The organism is Microvirga sp. 17 mud 1-3 (assembly GCF_003151255.1).
Classification (GTDB): domain Bacteria; phylum Pseudomonadota; class Alphaproteobacteria; order Rhizobiales; family Beijerinckiaceae; genus Microvirga.
Genome location: NZ_CP029481.1, coordinates 1,289,927 through 1,306,983 on the forward strand (window position 1 = coordinate 1,289,927; position 17,057 = coordinate 1,306,983).

13 protein-coding genes are annotated in these 17,057 nt (G+C 61.2%); 6 read left to right on the forward strand and 7 right to left on the reverse strand.

Annotated elements, in window-relative coordinates; translation table 11 throughout:
• Nucleotides 1-42 precede the first annotated feature (42 nt).
• Both ftsH and C4E04_RS06035 read right to left on the reverse strand, forming a co-directional pair.
• Nucleotides 43-1,881: an ATP-dependent zinc metalloprotease FtsH gene (ftsH, locus tag C4E04_RS06030; RefSeq protein ID WP_109600831.1), complete on the reverse strand. Its 1,839-nt coding sequence runs from the start codon at nt 1,879-1,881 to the stop codon at nt 43-45.
• A 213-nt stretch (nt 1,882-2,094) separates the two neighbouring features.
• The gene (locus C4E04_RS06035; RefSeq protein WP_109595907.1) at nt 2,095-2,661 is read right to left on the reverse strand and encodes a cold shock domain-containing protein; all 567 of its coding nucleotides are present in this window, start codon (nt 2,659-2,661) and stop codon (nt 2,095-2,097) included.
• A gap of 339 nt (nt 2,662-3,000) precedes the next feature.
• Between C4E04_RS06035 and C4E04_RS06040 the strand changes: the two genes are divergently transcribed.
• The 3 genes from C4E04_RS06040 to C4E04_RS06050 all read left to right on the forward strand — a co-directional run bounded on the left by C4E04_RS06040 (nt 3,001) and on the right by C4E04_RS06050 (nt 8,091).
• Entirely contained in the window at nt 3,001-3,369 is a 369-nt protein-coding gene (locus C4E04_RS06040; protein ID WP_109595909.1) for an SPW repeat protein, read from the forward strand.
• 331 nt (nt 3,370-3,700) lie between these two features.
• Nucleotides 3,701-6,592: an AMP-binding protein gene (locus C4E04_RS06045; protein WP_109595911.1), complete on the forward strand. Its 2,892-nt coding sequence runs from the start codon at nt 3,701-3,703 to the stop codon at nt 6,590-6,592.
• Between the two features lie 302 nt (nt 6,593-6,894).
• Entirely contained in the window at nt 6,895-8,091 is a 1,197-nt protein-coding gene (locus C4E04_RS06050; RefSeq protein WP_109595914.1) for a CapA family protein, read from the forward strand.
• A 120-nt stretch (nt 8,092-8,211) separates the two neighbouring features.
• Here the strand turns inward: C4E04_RS06050 and C4E04_RS06055 are convergent, their stop codons facing one another.
• Together C4E04_RS06055 and C4E04_RS06060 are read right to left on the reverse strand one after the other, a co-directional pair.
• Entirely contained in the window at nt 8,212-8,538 is a 327-nt protein-coding gene (locus C4E04_RS06055) for a DUF5335 family protein (RefSeq protein WP_109595916.1), read from the reverse strand.
• Nucleotides 8,539-8,587: 49 nt separating this feature from the next.
• A complete protein-coding gene (locus tag C4E04_RS06060) occupies nt 8,588-9,196 on the reverse strand; it encodes a SagB/ThcOx family dehydrogenase (RefSeq protein ID WP_109600833.1) in 609 nt (202 codons plus the stop codon).
• Between the two features lie 414 nt (nt 9,197-9,610).
• Here C4E04_RS06060 and C4E04_RS06065 point away from each other — a divergent pair, with 414 nt between their 5' ends.
• Together C4E04_RS06065 and cysQ are read left to right on the forward strand one after the other, a co-directional pair.
• Nucleotides 9,611-10,045, forward strand: coding sequence for a DUF2267 domain-containing protein (locus C4E04_RS06065; RefSeq protein ID WP_109595918.1), 435 nt, complete (start codon nt 9,611-9,613; stop codon nt 10,043-10,045).
• A 96-nt stretch (nt 10,046-10,141) separates the two neighbouring features.
• On the forward strand, nt 10,142-10,978 hold the full coding sequence (gene cysQ / locus C4E04_RS06070) for a 3'(2'),5'-bisphosphate nucleotidase CysQ (RefSeq protein ID WP_245416250.1): 837 nt from the start codon (nt 10,142-10,144) through the stop codon (nt 10,976-10,978).
• On the opposite strand, the gene C4E04_RS06075 is transcribed toward cysQ, so the two are convergent.
• Nucleotides 10,906-12,414: a bifunctional aminoglycoside phosphotransferase/ATP-binding protein gene (locus C4E04_RS06075; RefSeq protein WP_245416251.1), complete on the reverse strand. Its 1,509-nt coding sequence runs from the start codon at nt 12,412-12,414 to the stop codon at nt 10,906-10,908. The genes cysQ and C4E04_RS06075 overlap by 73 nt on opposite strands.
• A gap of 61 nt (nt 12,415-12,475) precedes the next feature.
• A complete protein-coding gene (gene prs / locus C4E04_RS06080) occupies nt 12,476-14,023 on the reverse strand; it encodes a ribose-phosphate diphosphokinase (protein WP_109595922.1) in 1,548 nt (515 codons plus the stop codon).
• A gap of 331 nt (nt 14,024-14,354) precedes the next feature.
• On the opposite strand from prs, the gene C4E04_RS06085 reads away from it, so the two are divergent.
• Entirely contained in the window at nt 14,355-15,269 is a 915-nt protein-coding gene (locus C4E04_RS06085) for a hypothetical protein (protein ID WP_109600837.1), read from the forward strand.
• A gap of 38 nt (nt 15,270-15,307) precedes the next feature.
• On the opposite strand, the gene C4E04_RS06090 is transcribed toward C4E04_RS06085, so the two are convergent.
• A complete protein-coding gene (locus C4E04_RS06090; protein ID WP_109595924.1) occupies nt 15,308-16,681 on the reverse strand; it encodes a nicotinate phosphoribosyltransferase in 1,374 nt (457 codons plus the stop codon).
• Nucleotides 16,682-17,057 lie beyond the last annotated feature (376 nt).

The following is a 17,057-nucleotide window of genomic DNA, read 5'->3' on the forward strand; positions in this document are numbered from 1 at the left end:
GACCGACCGTCCAGAAATGCCGGTCCCAAATGGCTCGCCTTCTCAGGCCGCTTTGATGGAAGCCGCTTTCCCAACTTGGTGCAGGGCCGGAAACTCGTCTGCCGTGATCGTTTCCTTCTGCAGCAGGAGAGCTGCTCCGGCCTCGAGATCCGCCATGCGCAGGGCAAGAATGTCACAGGCCTTCCTAAAGGCCAGATCGATGATCTCGCGGCTTGTGACATCGATCTCTCGGATCGTCTGCTCTGATGCATTGGGCCGGTCGATTGAGCCAACTCCCAGAAATGGCTGCGCTGGCGGCAGATAGGTGCGCTGACCAGTGACGTCCGCCATGCCATGCCGTGTCACCATCTCCAGAGCAATCTCCGTCGCGCGCTGCAGGTCATCCGCTGCTCCGGTCGAGACGTCGTCGTCGAAGACGAGGGATTCGGCCGCCCGCCCGCCCATGAGGACCGCAATCCTGTTGCGCAGATCACTCTCCGCCAGGAGGAAGCGATCCTCGGTCGGACGCTGGATCGTATAGCCGAGCGCTCCGACGCCGCGGGGGATGATCGACACCTTGAGCACGGGATCGACTCCCGACAGGCTCGCGGCCACCAACGCGTGGCCCATCTCGTGGTAGGCTACGCGCCGCCTCTCCTCATGGCTGAGAACCCGGCTCTTCTTTTCGAGACCTGCCACGATCCGCTCGATGGCGGCCGTGAAGTCCGCGACCGTGACGTCCTCGGCCTTGCGGCGGGTCGCAATGATGGCCGCTTCATTGACGAGGTTGGCCAGATCCGCGCCCGTGAACCCCGTCGTCAAGCCCGCGATGTCATCAAGATTGACGCCGGAAGCGAGACGGATCTTGCGTACGTGGACTTTCAGGATTTCGATACGTCCCTTCCGATCCGGCCTGTCCAGGAGAACCTGGCGGTCGAAGCGGCCCGGCCGTAGGAGGGCAGGGTCGAGTACTTCCGGCCGGTTCGTCGCGGCGAGAAGGATGACGCCGCTGCTCGGATCAAAGCCGTCCAGCTCCGCAAGGAGCTGGTTGAGCGTCTGCTCCTTCTCGTCGTATCCACCGGCGATCGGAGCCGCAGCCCGGCTACGGCCGAGGGCATCGAGCTCATCGATGAAAATAATGCAGGGGGCGGCCTTGCGTGCCTGCTCGAACAGGTCCCGCACCCGTGCGGCGCCGACGCCCACGAACAGCTCGACAAATTCGGATCCGGAGATCGAAAAGAACGCGACGCCCGCCTCACCGGCAACGGCGCGCGCCAGTAACGTCTTGCCGGTTCCGGGCGGCCCCACCAGAAGGATGCCTTTCGGCACACGCGCGCCCAGGCGGCCATAAGATTGCGGGTTCTTGAGGAACTGCACGATCTCCTGGAGTTCGAACTTGGCCTCATCGGCCCCTGCAACGTCTGCGAAGGTGACCTTGGTGTCGGTCTCGACATAGACCTTGGCCTTTGATTTCCCGATCGCCATGAGCCCGCCAAGGCCCTGGCGCTCCGCCATGCTGCGGAACAGGAACGCCCAGAGCAGGTAGAAGATCAGGAGCGGCAAGATCCATGACAGAATTGTCGCAAGGATTCCTCCCGATGGCGCGCCCGAGACGGTGACGCCCTTGGCAGCGAGTTTCTCCGCGAGCGTCGGATCAACCCGGGTCGTCGCTATTTGAGTGCGCCCGCCTGACAAAGGCTCCTTCAGAACACCCGTGATCGTGTCCTGACCGACAGTGACCTGAGCGACCTTACCGTCGGAGACGAGTTGCTCGAACTGGCTGTATGGAATGGTCTCCACCTGCTGGGCGCTCGTCCAGAGCTGCTGGATGAGCATAACCCCGAGGAAGGCCGCGATGATGTACCAGATGGTCCATTGCTGCTTGCGTGCGTCTGCGTCCATTGCGCTTCCCATCACGAGCGTGAAAGCCCGCCATGCGTCTTGATCGGCGCTGGCATCGATCCTTCGGTCCGGCGGCATCCAAAAGCATGTCCCTCCGACGGTCTCCGGAACTGGAGGCCCTGGGGGCGCATCCCTTCGAGGACCCGGCTGATGGTCAGGGCGGCCAAGGCCTCTTCCTCGACGACCTCGAGAACGGTCTCGGTTGTCTTCGGCTCAGCGCAATCCATGCTTGCCGAGAAGCCTGACAGTGCTGGCCTGCGGGCCCTTGTCGCCCATCTCCTCGGCGAAGGTCACCCGCACCCCCGGCCTCAGATCCGCGAAAGCGTCGTCGATCACGCTGTTCCGGTGGAAATAGATCTCACGCCCATCACCCGCTTCGAGAAAGCCGTATCCCTCCTCAGGCTGCACCCATTTCACAGTTCCGATCGGCTGGGATTCGTGGGCTTTGATTTCGCCCTGCATGTGCCGCATTGCGTCCTGAAGCTGTCGCCGGGCACGATTGAAGGCATCGTTGATCGCAAAGGCCGGGTCGGAGAATCGTTCGTCCTCAGGCGGTGTGTGCTCGACGGCGACCTCACGCCCATCTGGCAGAACCAGGTGGATGTTGAGCTCATACTGCCCGCCGGTCCGATGGCCCCGGCCGGGCCCTTTCATCACGACACGGCCAGCGGTGAGCCGGTCGCAGAACTTTTCGAGACCGGTCATCTTCTGCTCGATCAGGGTGCGTTGCTGCTCCGTCGGCTCGAAGCCTTGGAAATCGATCTGAGCAGGGACATGCATGATGGCGCTCCTCTTTGCCAGGGCGGAAAAACTTGGCCAAGGCGGAAAAACTTGCTGACAGCGTGGATCTCCCTGCCTTCCCTGCATTGAGGAATGTCAAGAACCGTCGCCCCGTCACGTTGTCGGGGCCGCAGTTTCCGGCGAGAAGGACGATGATGGTCGGGATCTGAGCTGCGAAGCACAACGGCAGATGCTTGAGGTGTCGGGCCTTCTCGAATGCCGATTCCCGTTGATTTTTCTCAACAAGCCGCACTGCGTATGCAGTAGATTTTCCCTCTGGCTTCATGAGCCGGCGGGGCGCTTCTTGGGCTTCGCTGCAATCGTGAAGGAGAGTTTCAGATGAGGACTATTATCAACCAGACGCAAGATAGAGCCATGAATGTGGGTAATCTCGTTCTTGGTGCCATTCTGTTCCTGTCGCCCTGGCTCCTAAGCTTCCGCACTGAAGGCTATGCAGCCTGGAACGCCTGGATGACCGGCGGCATCATCGCCATCGTCGGCTTGGTGGCGGCCCTGCAGGTCTATGACTGGGAGGAATGGGTGAGCCTGCTTGCCGGCCTATGGGCAATCGTGTCCCCTTGGCTTCTCGGGTTCTCAGGGTTGACCTCTGCCATGTGGACCCATGTCGCGGTCGGCCTGATCGTGGCAGTGCTGGCGGGAGGCGAGCTTTGGCGGCTTTATGGATCGTCAGAGGCTCGATCCGTCTGATTCGATCTGCCGCCCATTTGGGTCGTGCCTATTTCGCTCGCCGCAGTCCCCTGATGGCAGATTGGAAGCAGGAGCCGGTGCTATTTTGCGTCCAGGCCTCCCGGCGATGATTGTTGAGGCGCTCGGTCTCGAGAGACACTTCTCCAGACCGATCTTCACGAAGGTGTACAAGCGGCCATAGGCCAATGCGCCGAAGCTTTTTTCGCAGAGAGGTGGCTCGCTCATCAGCAGAAGGAGGGAGATGACGTCTCCTGGATGTCGCATCCGCATTCAACCGCTGCATCCGGGCGAACGACAGGGACCCGGCTGGATTCGATTGGGGCACTCAGCCATGAGCAAGACCACCAGGGCCCCTCCGGAGAATATCCTCGTCAGCCAGACGGGGGACGACACCGACGCCGCCTTTCAGAAGAGTGAGGTCGCGGGCCGTGTCATCGACATCGTGAGCCAGCTCGTCAGCGAGGTGCACTCCTCGTTTGGGTCTGCCCGGGCGGTAGCGTTGCAGAGCAACCTCGATCGCGACCTTGCGCTGGACAGCTTGGCGCGAACGGAGCTGTTGCTGCGCCTGAACCGGGCGTTCAAGGTACGGTTGCCGAACAAGCTTCTCGGCGAGGCCGAGACCCCGGCCGACCTGGTCGCCGCGATCATCCGTGCAGCCCCTCGTTCCAGAGCCGCTCCGGAGCCCGGTGGCGCTCTCGCTCCTCCTCAACCGCCGGTCGCCGAACCCGCCGAGGCTTCAACCCTTCTTGAGGCTCTGGCCTTCCATGTCCGCGCACATCCCGAACGGATCCATATCTATCTCCGACAGGAAGACGGCACGGAAGAGCCGATTACCTACACGCAGCTCGACCGCGAGGCTCGGGCCGTGGCTGCCGGCCTTTTGGCACGAGGCTTGAGCCCAGGCGACCGCGTCGGGATCATGCTGCCGACCGAGCGTTCCTTCTTTGTCACTTTCTTCGGGATACTTTGCGCCGGCGGCGTTCCGGTTCCGATCTACCCACCCTTCCGACGGGCCATGCTGGAGGATCACCTGCGCCGGCAGGCGGGCATTCTTCGCAATGCCGAAGCTTCCATCCTCATCACGAACGAGGAGATCCACGCGGCCGCAGGGCTTCTTCTCGGGCTCGTATCGAGCCTCAATCGTGTCACCACGGTTCAAGAGCTCAGGCGGGCTGCTCCTCTTCCGGCTCCGCTGCCGGCCACGGCCGACACGACGGCCCTAATCCAGTACACGTCCGGAAGCACTGGCGATCCGAAAGGGGTCGTGCTCTCCCATACCAACCTTCTGGCCAACATCCGAGCCATCGGCGATGCGCTGGGAGCCTCTTCGTCCGACGTGGTGGTGAGCTGGCTCCCCCTCTATCATGACATGGGGCTGATCGGTTGCTGGCTTGGCAGCCTCTACTACGGGGCGCTTGCCGTCCTCATGCCGCCGCTGTCGTTTCTGGCCGATCCCATGGTGTGGCTGTGGACGGTTCACCGGCATCGGGCCACGATCACGGCAGGCCCCAACTTCGCCTTCGAATTGTGCCTCAAGGTGGCTCCGGACAGTGCTCTCGACAACCTGGACCTCCGCTCCCTCAGGGCTGTCATGAACGGGGCAGAGCCGGTGAGTCCGAGCACGATTCGGCGCTTTGAGGAACATTTCACTCCCTACGGATTCCGACCCGACGCGATGGTGCCGGTCTATGGCCTTGCGGAAAGCTCCGTCGGTCTCGCCTTTCCGCCCAGGGGACGTGCACCGATCGTGGACCGCGTCGGTCGTCAGACGCTCACGCGCAACGGCGTCGCCCGTCCGGCAGCCCCAGAGGATGCGACGGCGCTCGAATTCGTTGCCTGCGGACAGCCTCTGCCCAAGCATCAGATCCGCATCGTCGACGAGGATGGGCGTGAACTCCCGGAGCGGCACGAGGGCCGCCTTCAGTTCAAGGGTCCGTCGGCCACGGCGGGGTATTTCCGCAACCCAGAAAAGACACAGGCTCTCTTCGACGGAAACTGGCTCGAAAGTGGGGATCGGGCCTACATCGCCGGCGGCGACATCTACATTACAGGCCGCATCAAGGACATGATCAAGCGCGCCGGGCGCAACATCTATCCGCAGGAGCTCGAGGATCGCGTCGGCAGTCTAGACGGCGTCCGCAAGGGCTGCGTTGCGGTCTTCGCAAGCCCGGATCCGCGCACGGGCACCGAACGGCTTGTCGTCATGGCCGAAACCCGCCTGACCGACCCAAGCCAGCTTGATACCCTGCGCCTCGCCATTATCGACGCCTCACAAAGCATTCTCGATCTCCCGCCGGACGATATCATTTTTGTGCCACCGCATACGGTCCCCAAAACCTCAAGCGGCAAGATCCGCCGCTCGGCGGCCCGCGCTCTCTACGAGACCGGCGGAGCTGGTGGAGGACTTCATCACCCCTCCCTACAGGTCGCCCGTCTGCTCGTTGCCAGCGCCCTGCCGCGGCTGCACCGCGCGCGGAGGGCGCTCGGCAGCTGGGCTTATGCCGCATGGTGGTGGCTCCTGTTGGGCACGGTGGCATTCGTCCTGTGGCCAACCGTTGTGCTGCTGCCGCGACGCTCGTGGCGGTGGAGCGCCTTGGGTACCGGCGCGCGCCTGTTCTTTCGCCTGAGCGGTATTCCGCTTTCCATCGAGGCCGCAGCTCCGCTGCCAAGTCGAGCATTCGTTCTAATCGCCAATCACTCAAGCTATCTCGATGGCGCCGTCCTGTCGGCCGCTATCCCGGGTGGCCTTACCTTCGTGGCGAAGCAGGAACTTGCGGAGCAAATTCTTGCAGGGCCGTTCCTGCGCCGCCTTGGCACGGTGTTCGTCCGCCGGACGGACCCGGCGGGAGGCGTCGCCGATACAGGACACGCCCTGGAGGCAGTCTGCGCGGGCGGACGCCTCGCCTGGTTCCCCGAGGGGACGTTCACCCGTATGCCCGGATTGCTCGCCTTTCATCTCGGAGCGTTTGAGATTGCCTCCCAGGCAAGTGCGCCTATCGTCCCAGTCGTCATTCGTGGGACGCGGTCCATCCTGCGCTCGGATCAGTGGCTTCCGAGACGTGGGGCCATCGCGGTTTACATTGGAGAGCCGATCGATCCGGCCGGACAGGACTTTACCGCGGCAATCCGGCTGCGCGATACTGCCCGCGCTCAGATACTGGCACGGCTCGGCGAGCCCGATTTGGCGCGGGAGCGCGTCGATCTGCGTGAGAGTATTCCTTGAGTTCGTCCATGAGGAAGGGCGCATGGATTGGGACTGCGCGTCACCCTGTTGCGAGGAGAAACTCTGATTCACGTTAGCGAATAGCGCCGAGGACCGACACCTCATGAAGAGGCTCGTTCCAGCGCGCTTTTCGCCTGCAAAGAAATTTCTTGAGGTGCCTCCGGGAGCGCAGCCGGCACGGGATCACCTCTATTTCGGGGCAATCGAGCAGAAGATCGGCGGCTGAGCCTCTGTCATGCATGGGACATGAACGGCATGGGCACGAACCGGAGGTGTTTGCAGTGCAAGCAAAGCGGAGAAGGATGGTGCAACTGCTCCTGGCGCTTGCTGCAAGCTTGGGTTTACCCGGCGCGATCAGCGGGACCAGACCAGCCCTGGCCCGCGGGAAGCAGCGTTCCGGCAATACCCTCACCATTTTCCTGTGTGGGGACGTCATGCTTGGGCGCGGCATTGACCAGGTGCTGCCATTCCCAAGCGATCCGAAGCTTCACGAAGTTTACGCGGATTCTGCCCTTGGCTACGTTCGGCTTGCCGAGGAGGCGCATGGCCCGATCCCGAGGCCGGTTGGTTTCGAGGATCTATGGGGCGCGGCATTGGATGCATGGCGGCGGGTTGCTCCGGATCTAAGCCTCGTCAATCTTGAGACCACCGTCACGCGCAGTGAGGCCTATGAGCCCAAAGGCATCAATTATCGCATGAGCCCAGAGAATGCCGGCTCTCTCCTCACCGCCGGGATCGATTGCTGCGGTCTCGCCAACAACCATGTTCTGGATTGGGGCAGGCCGGGCCTGATCGAAACAATGCAGGTTCTCAGGCGCCTGGGCATATCCATTGCCGGAGCGGGCCAGAACCTGGCTGAAGCGATGGCCCCTGCAATTTTGGATGTTTCCGGCATAGGGCGCGTCGTCGTCTTCTGCTATGCCATGACCACAAGCGGGACACCGCCGGGCTGGGCCGCAACGTCGACGCGGCCCGGCGTGAACCTTCTGCCGGATCTGTCCGATAAGATGGTCGAGCAGATCGCCCAGCAGGTGAGGGCGGTCAGGCGAGAGGGGGATGTGGTCATCGCCTCGATCCACTGGGGATCCAACTGGGGCTATGCAATCCCGGATGAGCACAGGCGGTTCGCTCACGCCCTGATCGACCGGGCCGGAGTTTCAATCCTGCATGGCCACTCCTCGCATCACCCGATTGCTATCGAGCGTTACCGCAACCGGCTGATCCTTTACGGCTGCGGCGACTTCCTCAACGACTATGAAGGCATTGCCGGCTACGAGGAGTTCCGGGGCGACCTCAGCCTGATGTATTTTGTGACCGTTAATGCGGTCACGGGCGCTCTCATCGGCCTCGAGATGACGCCGCTCCAGATCCGGCGGTTCCGCCTGAACCACGCGACGCGCGAGGATGCGGAGTGGCTGCAACATAGGCTCGACCTTGAGTGCAGACGCTTCGGCGGCAAGATTACCCTTGGTCCGGATGATCGCTTGATCCTATCCTGAGCCGGATAGGCAACTTTCTCGCAGCGGGTTCCGTCTCGCGCGTACACCGAGTCCGGGGGCGTTCAGATCGCGCGGTGTCCGACAACCGTGATTGCCCGGGAGCATCACCCCTTGCAATCCCTAAAGGATAACTGGCAGTCTTAGCTGGATGATGTGTTGATTTCCTTCGCCATCGCGGACGGAGAGGCTCTCGATCCCTGTGCGACCCTCCTGAACATAAAGCTCGACGGGCGTTTGAATCAGGTGATCGAGGCCTTCAAGGGCCACCTCAAGCACGTTGTCCTTCGGATCATAGGCCAGTCCCCATAATCTGATCCACTCTGCCTGAACCTGGCTGCCCAACTTCGGAGAGACGATCTTGACCTCTGCCCGTCTGCCATCCAGGCCAGCCGAGAATTTATCGAGATAGAGGCGCCAATCGGCCTCGTTGATCTTTTTTGTTGTCATGACAATGTCCCTCCTCCGCCATGGCACTGTGCAGACTTTTGCGAGTGTCTCAGGTTGCCGGGTAACCGACGGTTTGCGCCGCAATCACGCGTTGCTCGGAACGTAGGCCCATTCTAAGGGCGAGCGCCCTGCGGTCGATCAGGCCGCGCACCACCGTTGCAAGACCCGCGGACGCACAGAAGAGATAGACGTTCTGTGCGATGAAGCCTGTATCGAGCGCCGCGTAAAAGCGCTGCTCGTCCCGATCGGCGCTTCCCTGCATGCGAGTGAGATCCGCAACATAGATCAGATTGACGGGGGCCGACCAGACGAATTCCTGTTGGCCCGTGAGGGCGCGGATGTCGTCACGGAGGACCCAGTCGAGCTGCGAATGGTGGGGATCGAACAGATAGAGCCCGCGCGCAAGCGCGACATAAACGTCGATTTCCTGCCAGTTTCGGGCCGAGGGAGCTGTGCGATAGTCGTCGCGTCTGTTGATGCCGCATGCTGCCCAGAGCAGATCCGACAGGATCAGGGGATCGAGTTGCTGAAGAGCGAATTCCCGGGACGATTTGCGCGCGGCGAGAGCCTCCATGAGCGGCCGCCCGCCCAGCTTGGTCGGTAAGGGCAGCCCAATGGGTTCGCCAATGATGGCCGGTGCCGGATTGAGACTGGTCATGGGAACATCCTCATCGAGGGGCACTAGATCTCATTCTGCGCCATAGGGTGTTCCAGTTATTCTCGCCCGCATTGACTTATGTCAGCTGCCTAAGCCGCTATCGGACAAATTTCACGATGGCGCCTCGGGTGATAGTCGATCCACCCGTTTCGCACCTTGTCAAAAGCGTGATCAGGTACCTCGCGGATGTGTTTGAAGGATATATCGAGCGGAACAAGGATCGTCTTAGAGAACCCGTTATCGGCATACCGCCGACCGATGGCGTCAGCATTCAGGTTCGGTCCGGCGCGGAGGGAGTGTCTGGCGCTGTACATGACGGTGAGATTGACTTTCATCAACACGGCCGCATGAGGCGACTATTACGGTCGCCAACAAGTGGCGTCTGAACCCTCCCACGCGGCCCACGAGGTTCTCATGAGCACAACCGGTCTCGACGTCTTCGACAGAACGTTGCATGTGACGAACTCTTGGCTCGATGAGATCATGGCCGAGCTTGGCCCGGACCGCCATCTCGCATGGCATGTCCTGTCAGCGGTTCTTCATGCCGTGCGGGATCGGCTCCCGCCGGAGCTCGCCGTGCATCTTGGGGCACAATTGCCGCTCCTTGTGCGGGGCGCCTACTATGATCAATGGCATTTCATATCTGAGCCCGACCGGGACCGATCCCTGGAGCATTTCCTCGATCGCGTCGGGCAGGGACTGAAGAACATCAGGCCGGTCAACCGAGCCGAGGCGGTCCAAGTCGTCTTCCGTGTCTTGAACCAATACCTGGATGAGGGACAGATTGCCAAGGTTTGGGACTCGCTTCCCCACGAGGTTCGGGCTCTTTGGCCCTTAGCCAGTCACTGAGCCTGGGAGGTGTTCCCAAGGTTTATAATGAGGACTCGGACATGCCATAAGGTTCTCTCCATGGAGGGTCGCTCGACGCAATCCTCAGGTGCGGGCTTGTCCACAACCCCGGCGCAACAGAACGCCCTGGGCCTGGCACTTGGGCGGATCGCTGTTGCTGCCGGCAAACCTGTGCTCGACCTCTTTCGGACAGGAACCTCGGTGAGGACCAAGAGCGATGCGTCGCCGGTGACCGAAGCGGATCTGGCCGCCGAGAGGATGATCCTTGAAGGGCTCCGCAATTTGCTGCCCAGGATGCCGGTCATCTCGGAGGAGCAGCCGGAAACCCATCAGCTCGCACCCGACGAAGCCTTCGTGCTGGTTGATCCACTGGACGGAACCAGGGAGTTCATAGCGAAGCGGGATGAATTCACGATCAATATCGCGGTGATCGCGAAGGGACGACCCATTGCGGGCGCCATCTATGCCCCCGCTCTCGGGACGCTCTGGTATTCTGGTGCAGAAAGCTTCAGGCTCGACGTCGCTCCCGGGACCGAGATCGGGCAGGAAATCCGGGCGCAGCCCGTCAAGGTTCGCTCTCCTCTTCCGGGCGGGCTCTTTGCACTGGTCAGTCGCTCCCACAGGGATCCGGCCACGGAGGATTTCCTCGCGCGGCTCTCTCTGCTTGATCGGCAGCCTATGGGCTCGTCGCTGAAGTTCTGCCGAATCGCTGAGGGGAGCGCCGACCTTTACGTGCGCCTGGGTCCAACGCACGAATGGGATACGGCAGCTGGCGACGCGATCCTGTCGAGCGCCGGGGGGCAGGTCGTCGACCGAAGTGGAGTGCGATTGAGGTATGGCAAGGCAGAACTAGGCTTTCGTCACGCAGGCTTCATCGCCTCCGGTGGCCTCAGGATGTCCCGGGATAAGGATTCCGCACTGTCGATGCCCTGATGCTGGAGAATGTCGGCCTTGATGGTGTCAGGCTTCTGTGAGGCATCGAGGTTGACCCAATCTATCTCTCCACAATGGCGCGCAGCCTGTATGCGGACAATATCTGCTGTCGCATCGGACGGATCCTCCCGGCGGGCCGCCACGCGCGATGTCAGAACTTCTATCGGTGCCCGGAGCCAGTAGCCTGTGAAGGGAATGCGCCATCCAGCAGCATGTTGCTCAAGCTTCTTGCGTTCCTGGGGACGATCAAAGACCGCATCGGCAATGACTGCGGAGCCTGCGCGCAACGCACGTTCGGCCTCCTGTCGCAAGTTGGCATAAACCTGTTCGGAAATCTCCGGCCGATAGGCACTCTCCGGCAGCCGGGATTGGGCCGGCACGCCATGCAGGTGTTTTCGGATGCGATCGCTGTTGAGGATGCGTGCCCCGGGGGCTTGTCCCAGGTAAGGAGCCACAAGAGAGGCAATGGTTGACTTGCCGGTTCCGCTCAATCCTCCAATGGCCAAAAGGGTGGGCGGCGCGGGATTCAGCAGAGCATCGGCGAGATCGAAATACTGCAGGGCCTCGGAAAGCACGCTGGCCCTCACATTCGGGGCTGCAGCGTGCTCAGCCTGGGCGGCTGTGACGTGGGCACGGACCGTCGCCCGAATGGCCATGAAGTACGGGATAAGACCGAGCCCGTCGGTTTCGTCAGCCTCATCGAGATATCGGTTCAGCAGGGTGTTTGCCAGTTCCTGTTGCTTCCGGTGCCACAGATCCATCAGTAGAAAGGCCAGATCATACAGCACGTCGATGGTCGCAAGGTTCTCGTCGAATTCGAGGCAGTCGAACAGGGTAGGGGCGCCACGCCACAGGCAGATGTTGCGGAGAATGAGGTCTCCATGGCAGCGACGAATCTTGCCTGACTGGCGGCGTCGTTCGAGCTCTTCCGAATGGGTTTCGAGGGCCTGCCGGAATTTTTGGGAGAGCGTGGCGGCGACTTCGTCCGGAACGAGCATGGTGGCGCGGAGCGAACGCTCGTTGATCTCAAGGACGTCCGCAACGCCCTTGACCCCTCCATGCTTCAGGCTGATGGCCGCCTCTTGGTGAAAGATCGCAATGCGGTGTGCAAGGTCTGCCATAATCGCAGGCGTGAGAGAGTTTCTCTGGGCCATGCGGTCGAACAGACATTCCTGGTCGAACCGGTGCATTTCCACTAGGGTATCGACCAATGGTCCCGTGCCATCCAGCACCAGCCGACCATCCGCCTCGCGCGTGATGGTGCGGACATTCATGTAGAGTTCCGGGGCCGTGCGGCGGTTGAGGGTAAGCTCCTTCAGGCAGGCTGTATGCCTTTGCTGCGCCGTGGAATAGTCGAGATAGGGAAAGCGAACCGCCCGCTTCAGTTTGTAGGCCCTGTCCCCTGCCAGGAAGATAATCGAGGCATGGGTCGTCATGACCTCCACAGGCGAGCGCGCTCCAAAGAGCCTCTTCAGGAACGCAATGGTTTCGACTTGCTTATCGATGGGCACCGCTGCCGCTCTGCGTCATGGGAAAAGATCCCGGGTGCCGGGCCCTGTCGCTCAGAGTCTGAGCGAAAACGTCCGACACGTCGAGAATCGTAAGCCGATCGGAAAGGGCGGCCACGAACTCAGGTGTCTGAGGAATTGTATTCGCCAGGAGTACCGTGTCGATTGCCGGCTGGGTCAGGTTGGCAAGTGCGGCCGGCCCGCCGACGCCATGCGTAGCCGCGACGATCACCCGCTTTGCGCCATGCTCACGGCATTGTCCTGCGACCCGCGCCATCGTCGTGCCTGTGCTGATCAGGTCGTCCAGAATGACCGCCGTACAGCCGGAGACGTCTCCTGCGAAGAGATCGCCCGAAACCCGGCCCATGCTGCGCTGCTTGTCGGCGAGACCCTTGGAAACCGGGCGGCCAAGGTGCTCTTCCAGCACCTGGCGGAACAGTTCGGCCCGCTTGGCCCCCCCGATATCGGGCGATACGACAGCAAGCGAGGTGTTGCCGGCTATGGCGGCAACATGGCGGCTGAAGGCAAGGTAGGCGTCGAGGTGGGTCGTGTTGCAGCGGAATGCATTCTGAAATGCGGCGAGGTTATGGACCTCCATGGTCACGAGCCAATCGGCTCCGACCGCCTCAAACAGCTGGCCGATGTAGCGCGTCGTGATGGGATCGTAGGGTTTGGTCTGCCGATCCTTGCGGGCATAGCAGAGATAGGGAGCGACAACTGTAACGCGAGCGGCACCCGCATCCTTCAGTGCCCCCACGAAGAAGAGCAGGCGGCAGAGCCTGTCGTTGACGCTCTGACTGGAGCTGCCATGAAGACCGGCGATTACCTGGACATCTCTGCGGCGCACGTCGACGAGAGGTCTGGTCTTATGTTCCCCGTCTTCGAAATCACGCTCCTCATGGGGCTGAAGCGACTGGCCCATGTGGTGAGCGATGCGTTCTCCAAGATCAGTCGCTGACTTCAATGCGAACAGCAGCGGTTGGTTGTCGGCTGGTTGGGCAGGGAGCGGAGTCCATGCACTCGCCAGCCTTTCGGCATGTATCGGCCGAAGCGCTAAGCCGCCGAAGAGGCCATCCACGGCTTTTCCATCTCCTGAAAGAGGTGCAAGAACGATTTCCACCCTGACCCGATGGTGATCGGCTGCATATGCCTCGAACTCCGCCAGGACCGGCTCGGCGCACCGCTGCACAAGCCCAGAAAGCCGTCGAAGCCTGACAGCCCCACGTCGCCGCGGTGCTTTGGCCAGAACGACGACGCCGTGATCACACGCCCCCATCAGGTTCTCGAATGCGGCTCCTCCGAACATCAGGACCGGCGCATTTGCTTGGGGATCTAGTTGGAGGATGAACCCGTTCCCGGCTGCTTCGCCAAGGTCGGGTACGGCAACCTCCTGAAGCTTCGGTGCGACACGGCCACTGCGCTTATCTTTCCAATAGTCAAACAGCCAAGAGAGAGCTTCGTCCTTCGGTTGGGGGGCAAAATCCAACCGCTCGAAGAGTCTTCGAAGGGTCGGATCTGTCGTTGCGAAGGTCGTCATAGCGCATCCAGTCTGGAGGGGTACTCATCTCGGCGAGCAGCCAAGTTTGACCGGTCTCCCAGCCGTTCCGCTCGAGGGGAGCTCCTCGGCATTATTGTTGCTGGAAGCTAGCCGCCTCTGCATACCAATACATTGACAATGGTCATGGAAAACCGGCGGCTGGCTGAGACGTTGATCTCATGCGACAATGCCACGACAATTCCGTCCGGTGCGACATATGTTCAACGGCACCTGCGCAAACGCACCGACACTTGCGGCGAAGGTTCACTTCCTCGGCAAGTCATCGTCCTATCCTTATCGGCCCGATCAAGTTGTCGCGAAGGAGACCCACATGTCATGGGTGTTCCTCGCAGGCGAGAGGGTGTTCAAGCTGAAGAAGCCTGTTCGCTATCCCTATCTTGATTTTTCGACCCTGGAGGCTCGCGAGCGATATTGCCGTGAAGAGACACGATTGAACCGTCGGCTTGCGCCCGGAATCTATCAGGGCGTTGTCCCTCTGACCTGTTCGTCCACGGGAGTGATGGCCCTAGGAGGGGAAGGGGAGATTGTAGATTGGCTCGTCGAGATGCAGCGCCTGCCCGCCGATTGCATGCTTGACGTCCGCCTGAAGGAAGGACGCGTGGGCCAGGAGGAAGTTGGCCGACTTGCCCAGGTTCTGGCGAACTTTTACCGGCACGCCGAGCACCCCTCCGTCGATCCGGATATGCTCTTCCGGCACTTTACCCAGGAAATAGCCGAGAACCGGACCGTACTTCTGCGCCCTGATCTGTGGCCGGACGTATCCAAGGCGTCGGCGCTTCTCGATCAGCTTGATGCGGCGCTCGGGAAGATCCGCCCTCGTTTGCGAGAGAGGTCCCAATCGGGCTGCATCGTCGATGGTCACGGCGATCTGCGACCGGAGCATATCTGCCTGGCAAATCCCATCGTGATCTTCGATTGTCTCGAGTTTAACCGGGATTTGCGGCTGGTCGATCCCTATGACGAACTGGCATTTCTGGCCATGGAGTGCGCTCACCTGAACGCAGCATGGTTCGGCCGCGCTCTGATCGAGCGCGTGGCAGAGCTCATGGGAGACACCATTCCGCATGACCTTCTCGGCACCTATACGGCTCTCCATGCGGTTCTCCGAGCCCGACTTTCACTGGCGCATCTTCTGGATCCTTCTCCGCGAGAACCTCAGAAGTGGCGCCCGCAGGCAAGGCAGTATCTGGATTTGGCGGAGCGCGCGCTTGTATCGCTGTCGTGAAGGCAGAAATTCGGCTTAAGGGCAATGGTATATAGGATCTATTCCAGCTTTGACGAAGCCATGAGCTTCTGACGAACATCCTGCTCGTAGTCCTGAAGATTGTCACTGACGCTGATCGGGTAAGGAGAGGTCGATGCTTTGACCATGCGGAGGCCTCCAGGCAGTTGCTCGATCGAGCGTCGAGCGTGTTCCCGGATCTCGGCCAAGGCGGGAGCCGGCGCGACGCGCCGCCCGCTCAGCATCACCGGCTGCAGGAGCGGAGAGCCGTCCCGATGCTCGGAACCACGAGCAATCACGTCGCCTTCGGCCAAACCATTCCGCATTGCACGGAAGATCTGCTTGCGGCCCGGCAGGGTACGCTTGCCTGGCGAGAGCTTCATTCGACCAACGCCGGCATATTCCACCAGTTTATAAGCTATATCGAGGGCAGGGGCATCCTCTGAAACGCTCATGCTCGTTCCAACCCCGAAGGCATCGATTGGGGCTTCGGCCATGAGGAGCTCGGTGATCCTGTATTCGTCAAGCCCGCCGCTGGCAAAGATCTGGAGATCCTGCAGTCCCGCTGCATCAAGGATCGATCTCGTCCCCTTGGCCAGCGTCGCCAGATCGCCCGAGTCCAGCCGCACGCCTTGAATACGGCAGTTTGGTCCGAGTTCCTTGGCAAGCTCGACGACCCGCCGGACCCCTTCCAGCGTGTCGTAGGTGTCGACGAGCAGGGTGGTTCCTGGGAATACCCTGGCGAAATCCCGGAAGGCTTCAGCCTCGGACGCACAGGCCTGAACGAAGCTATGGGCCATCGTCCCCGCAACGGGGATTCCCCATCGCTGCCCGGCTGCGAGGTTCGAGGTTGCGGCAGCGCCTGCAATAAAGAATGCCCTTGCGCCTTTGACGGCTGCATCCAGTCCCTGTGCACGCCGTGCACCGAAATCGACGACAGGCCGCCCCTGGGCTGCTTCAACGATCCGGGCCGCCTTGGAGGCCAGGATGGTCTGGAGGCCGATCTGGTTCAGGGCCATGGTCTCGATGATTTGCGCCTGGCTGATGGGTGCGGCGATTTCGAGAAGCGGCTCGTTCGGAAAGACTGGCGTCCCTTCCGGGACCGCATAGACATCGCCCGTGAACTGGAAATCTCTCAGCTGATCGATGAACGTTTGGGGAAACAGGGGATGCGATGACAGGTAAGCCAGATCCGTCTCGCTGAAGGATAGGTTTTCCAGATCTTGTAGAAAGGGGTTGAGGCCGCAGGCCAGAAGATAGTTCCGCTGCGGGGGCAGCTTTCGGAAGAATAGGTCGAACACAGCAATGTCGCGCATGCTGAGTTCGCTGTAAGCGCGCAGCATCGTCAGTTCATAAAGATCTGTGAAGAGAGCATCGGTGCCGCTTGCACTCTCGGTCCAGACCGAATCGGGCATGATCTCACCTGAACCACTGGGTGGATCTTAGGGCCTGCCGCGCACCGTAATACGGCCCGTCAGACAGAAGCAGGACATGCGTCATGGAGTAACTCTCCACGCTATCGCAACAGCTTAAGGGAAACCCTTGCGACTCGCCTGACCTTGAGATTTATCAAAAGCAGGTTTGCGGGAAGGCCGGGCCATATTACCCGGATTGCTTCGCTGCGGACATCAACCCGGGAGGCAACCTGATTCCGAAATCCGTGGGTGGGCCTCCGTCTTTACGAGAATTGAACGCCGGAAGGGCAACCCAAGTGCTAAACAGGCCCGGCGTAGGATGCGGTGACGCGACGCTGACTTCTCTTCAGGGTGGAAAGACGCCGCGAGTAACCGT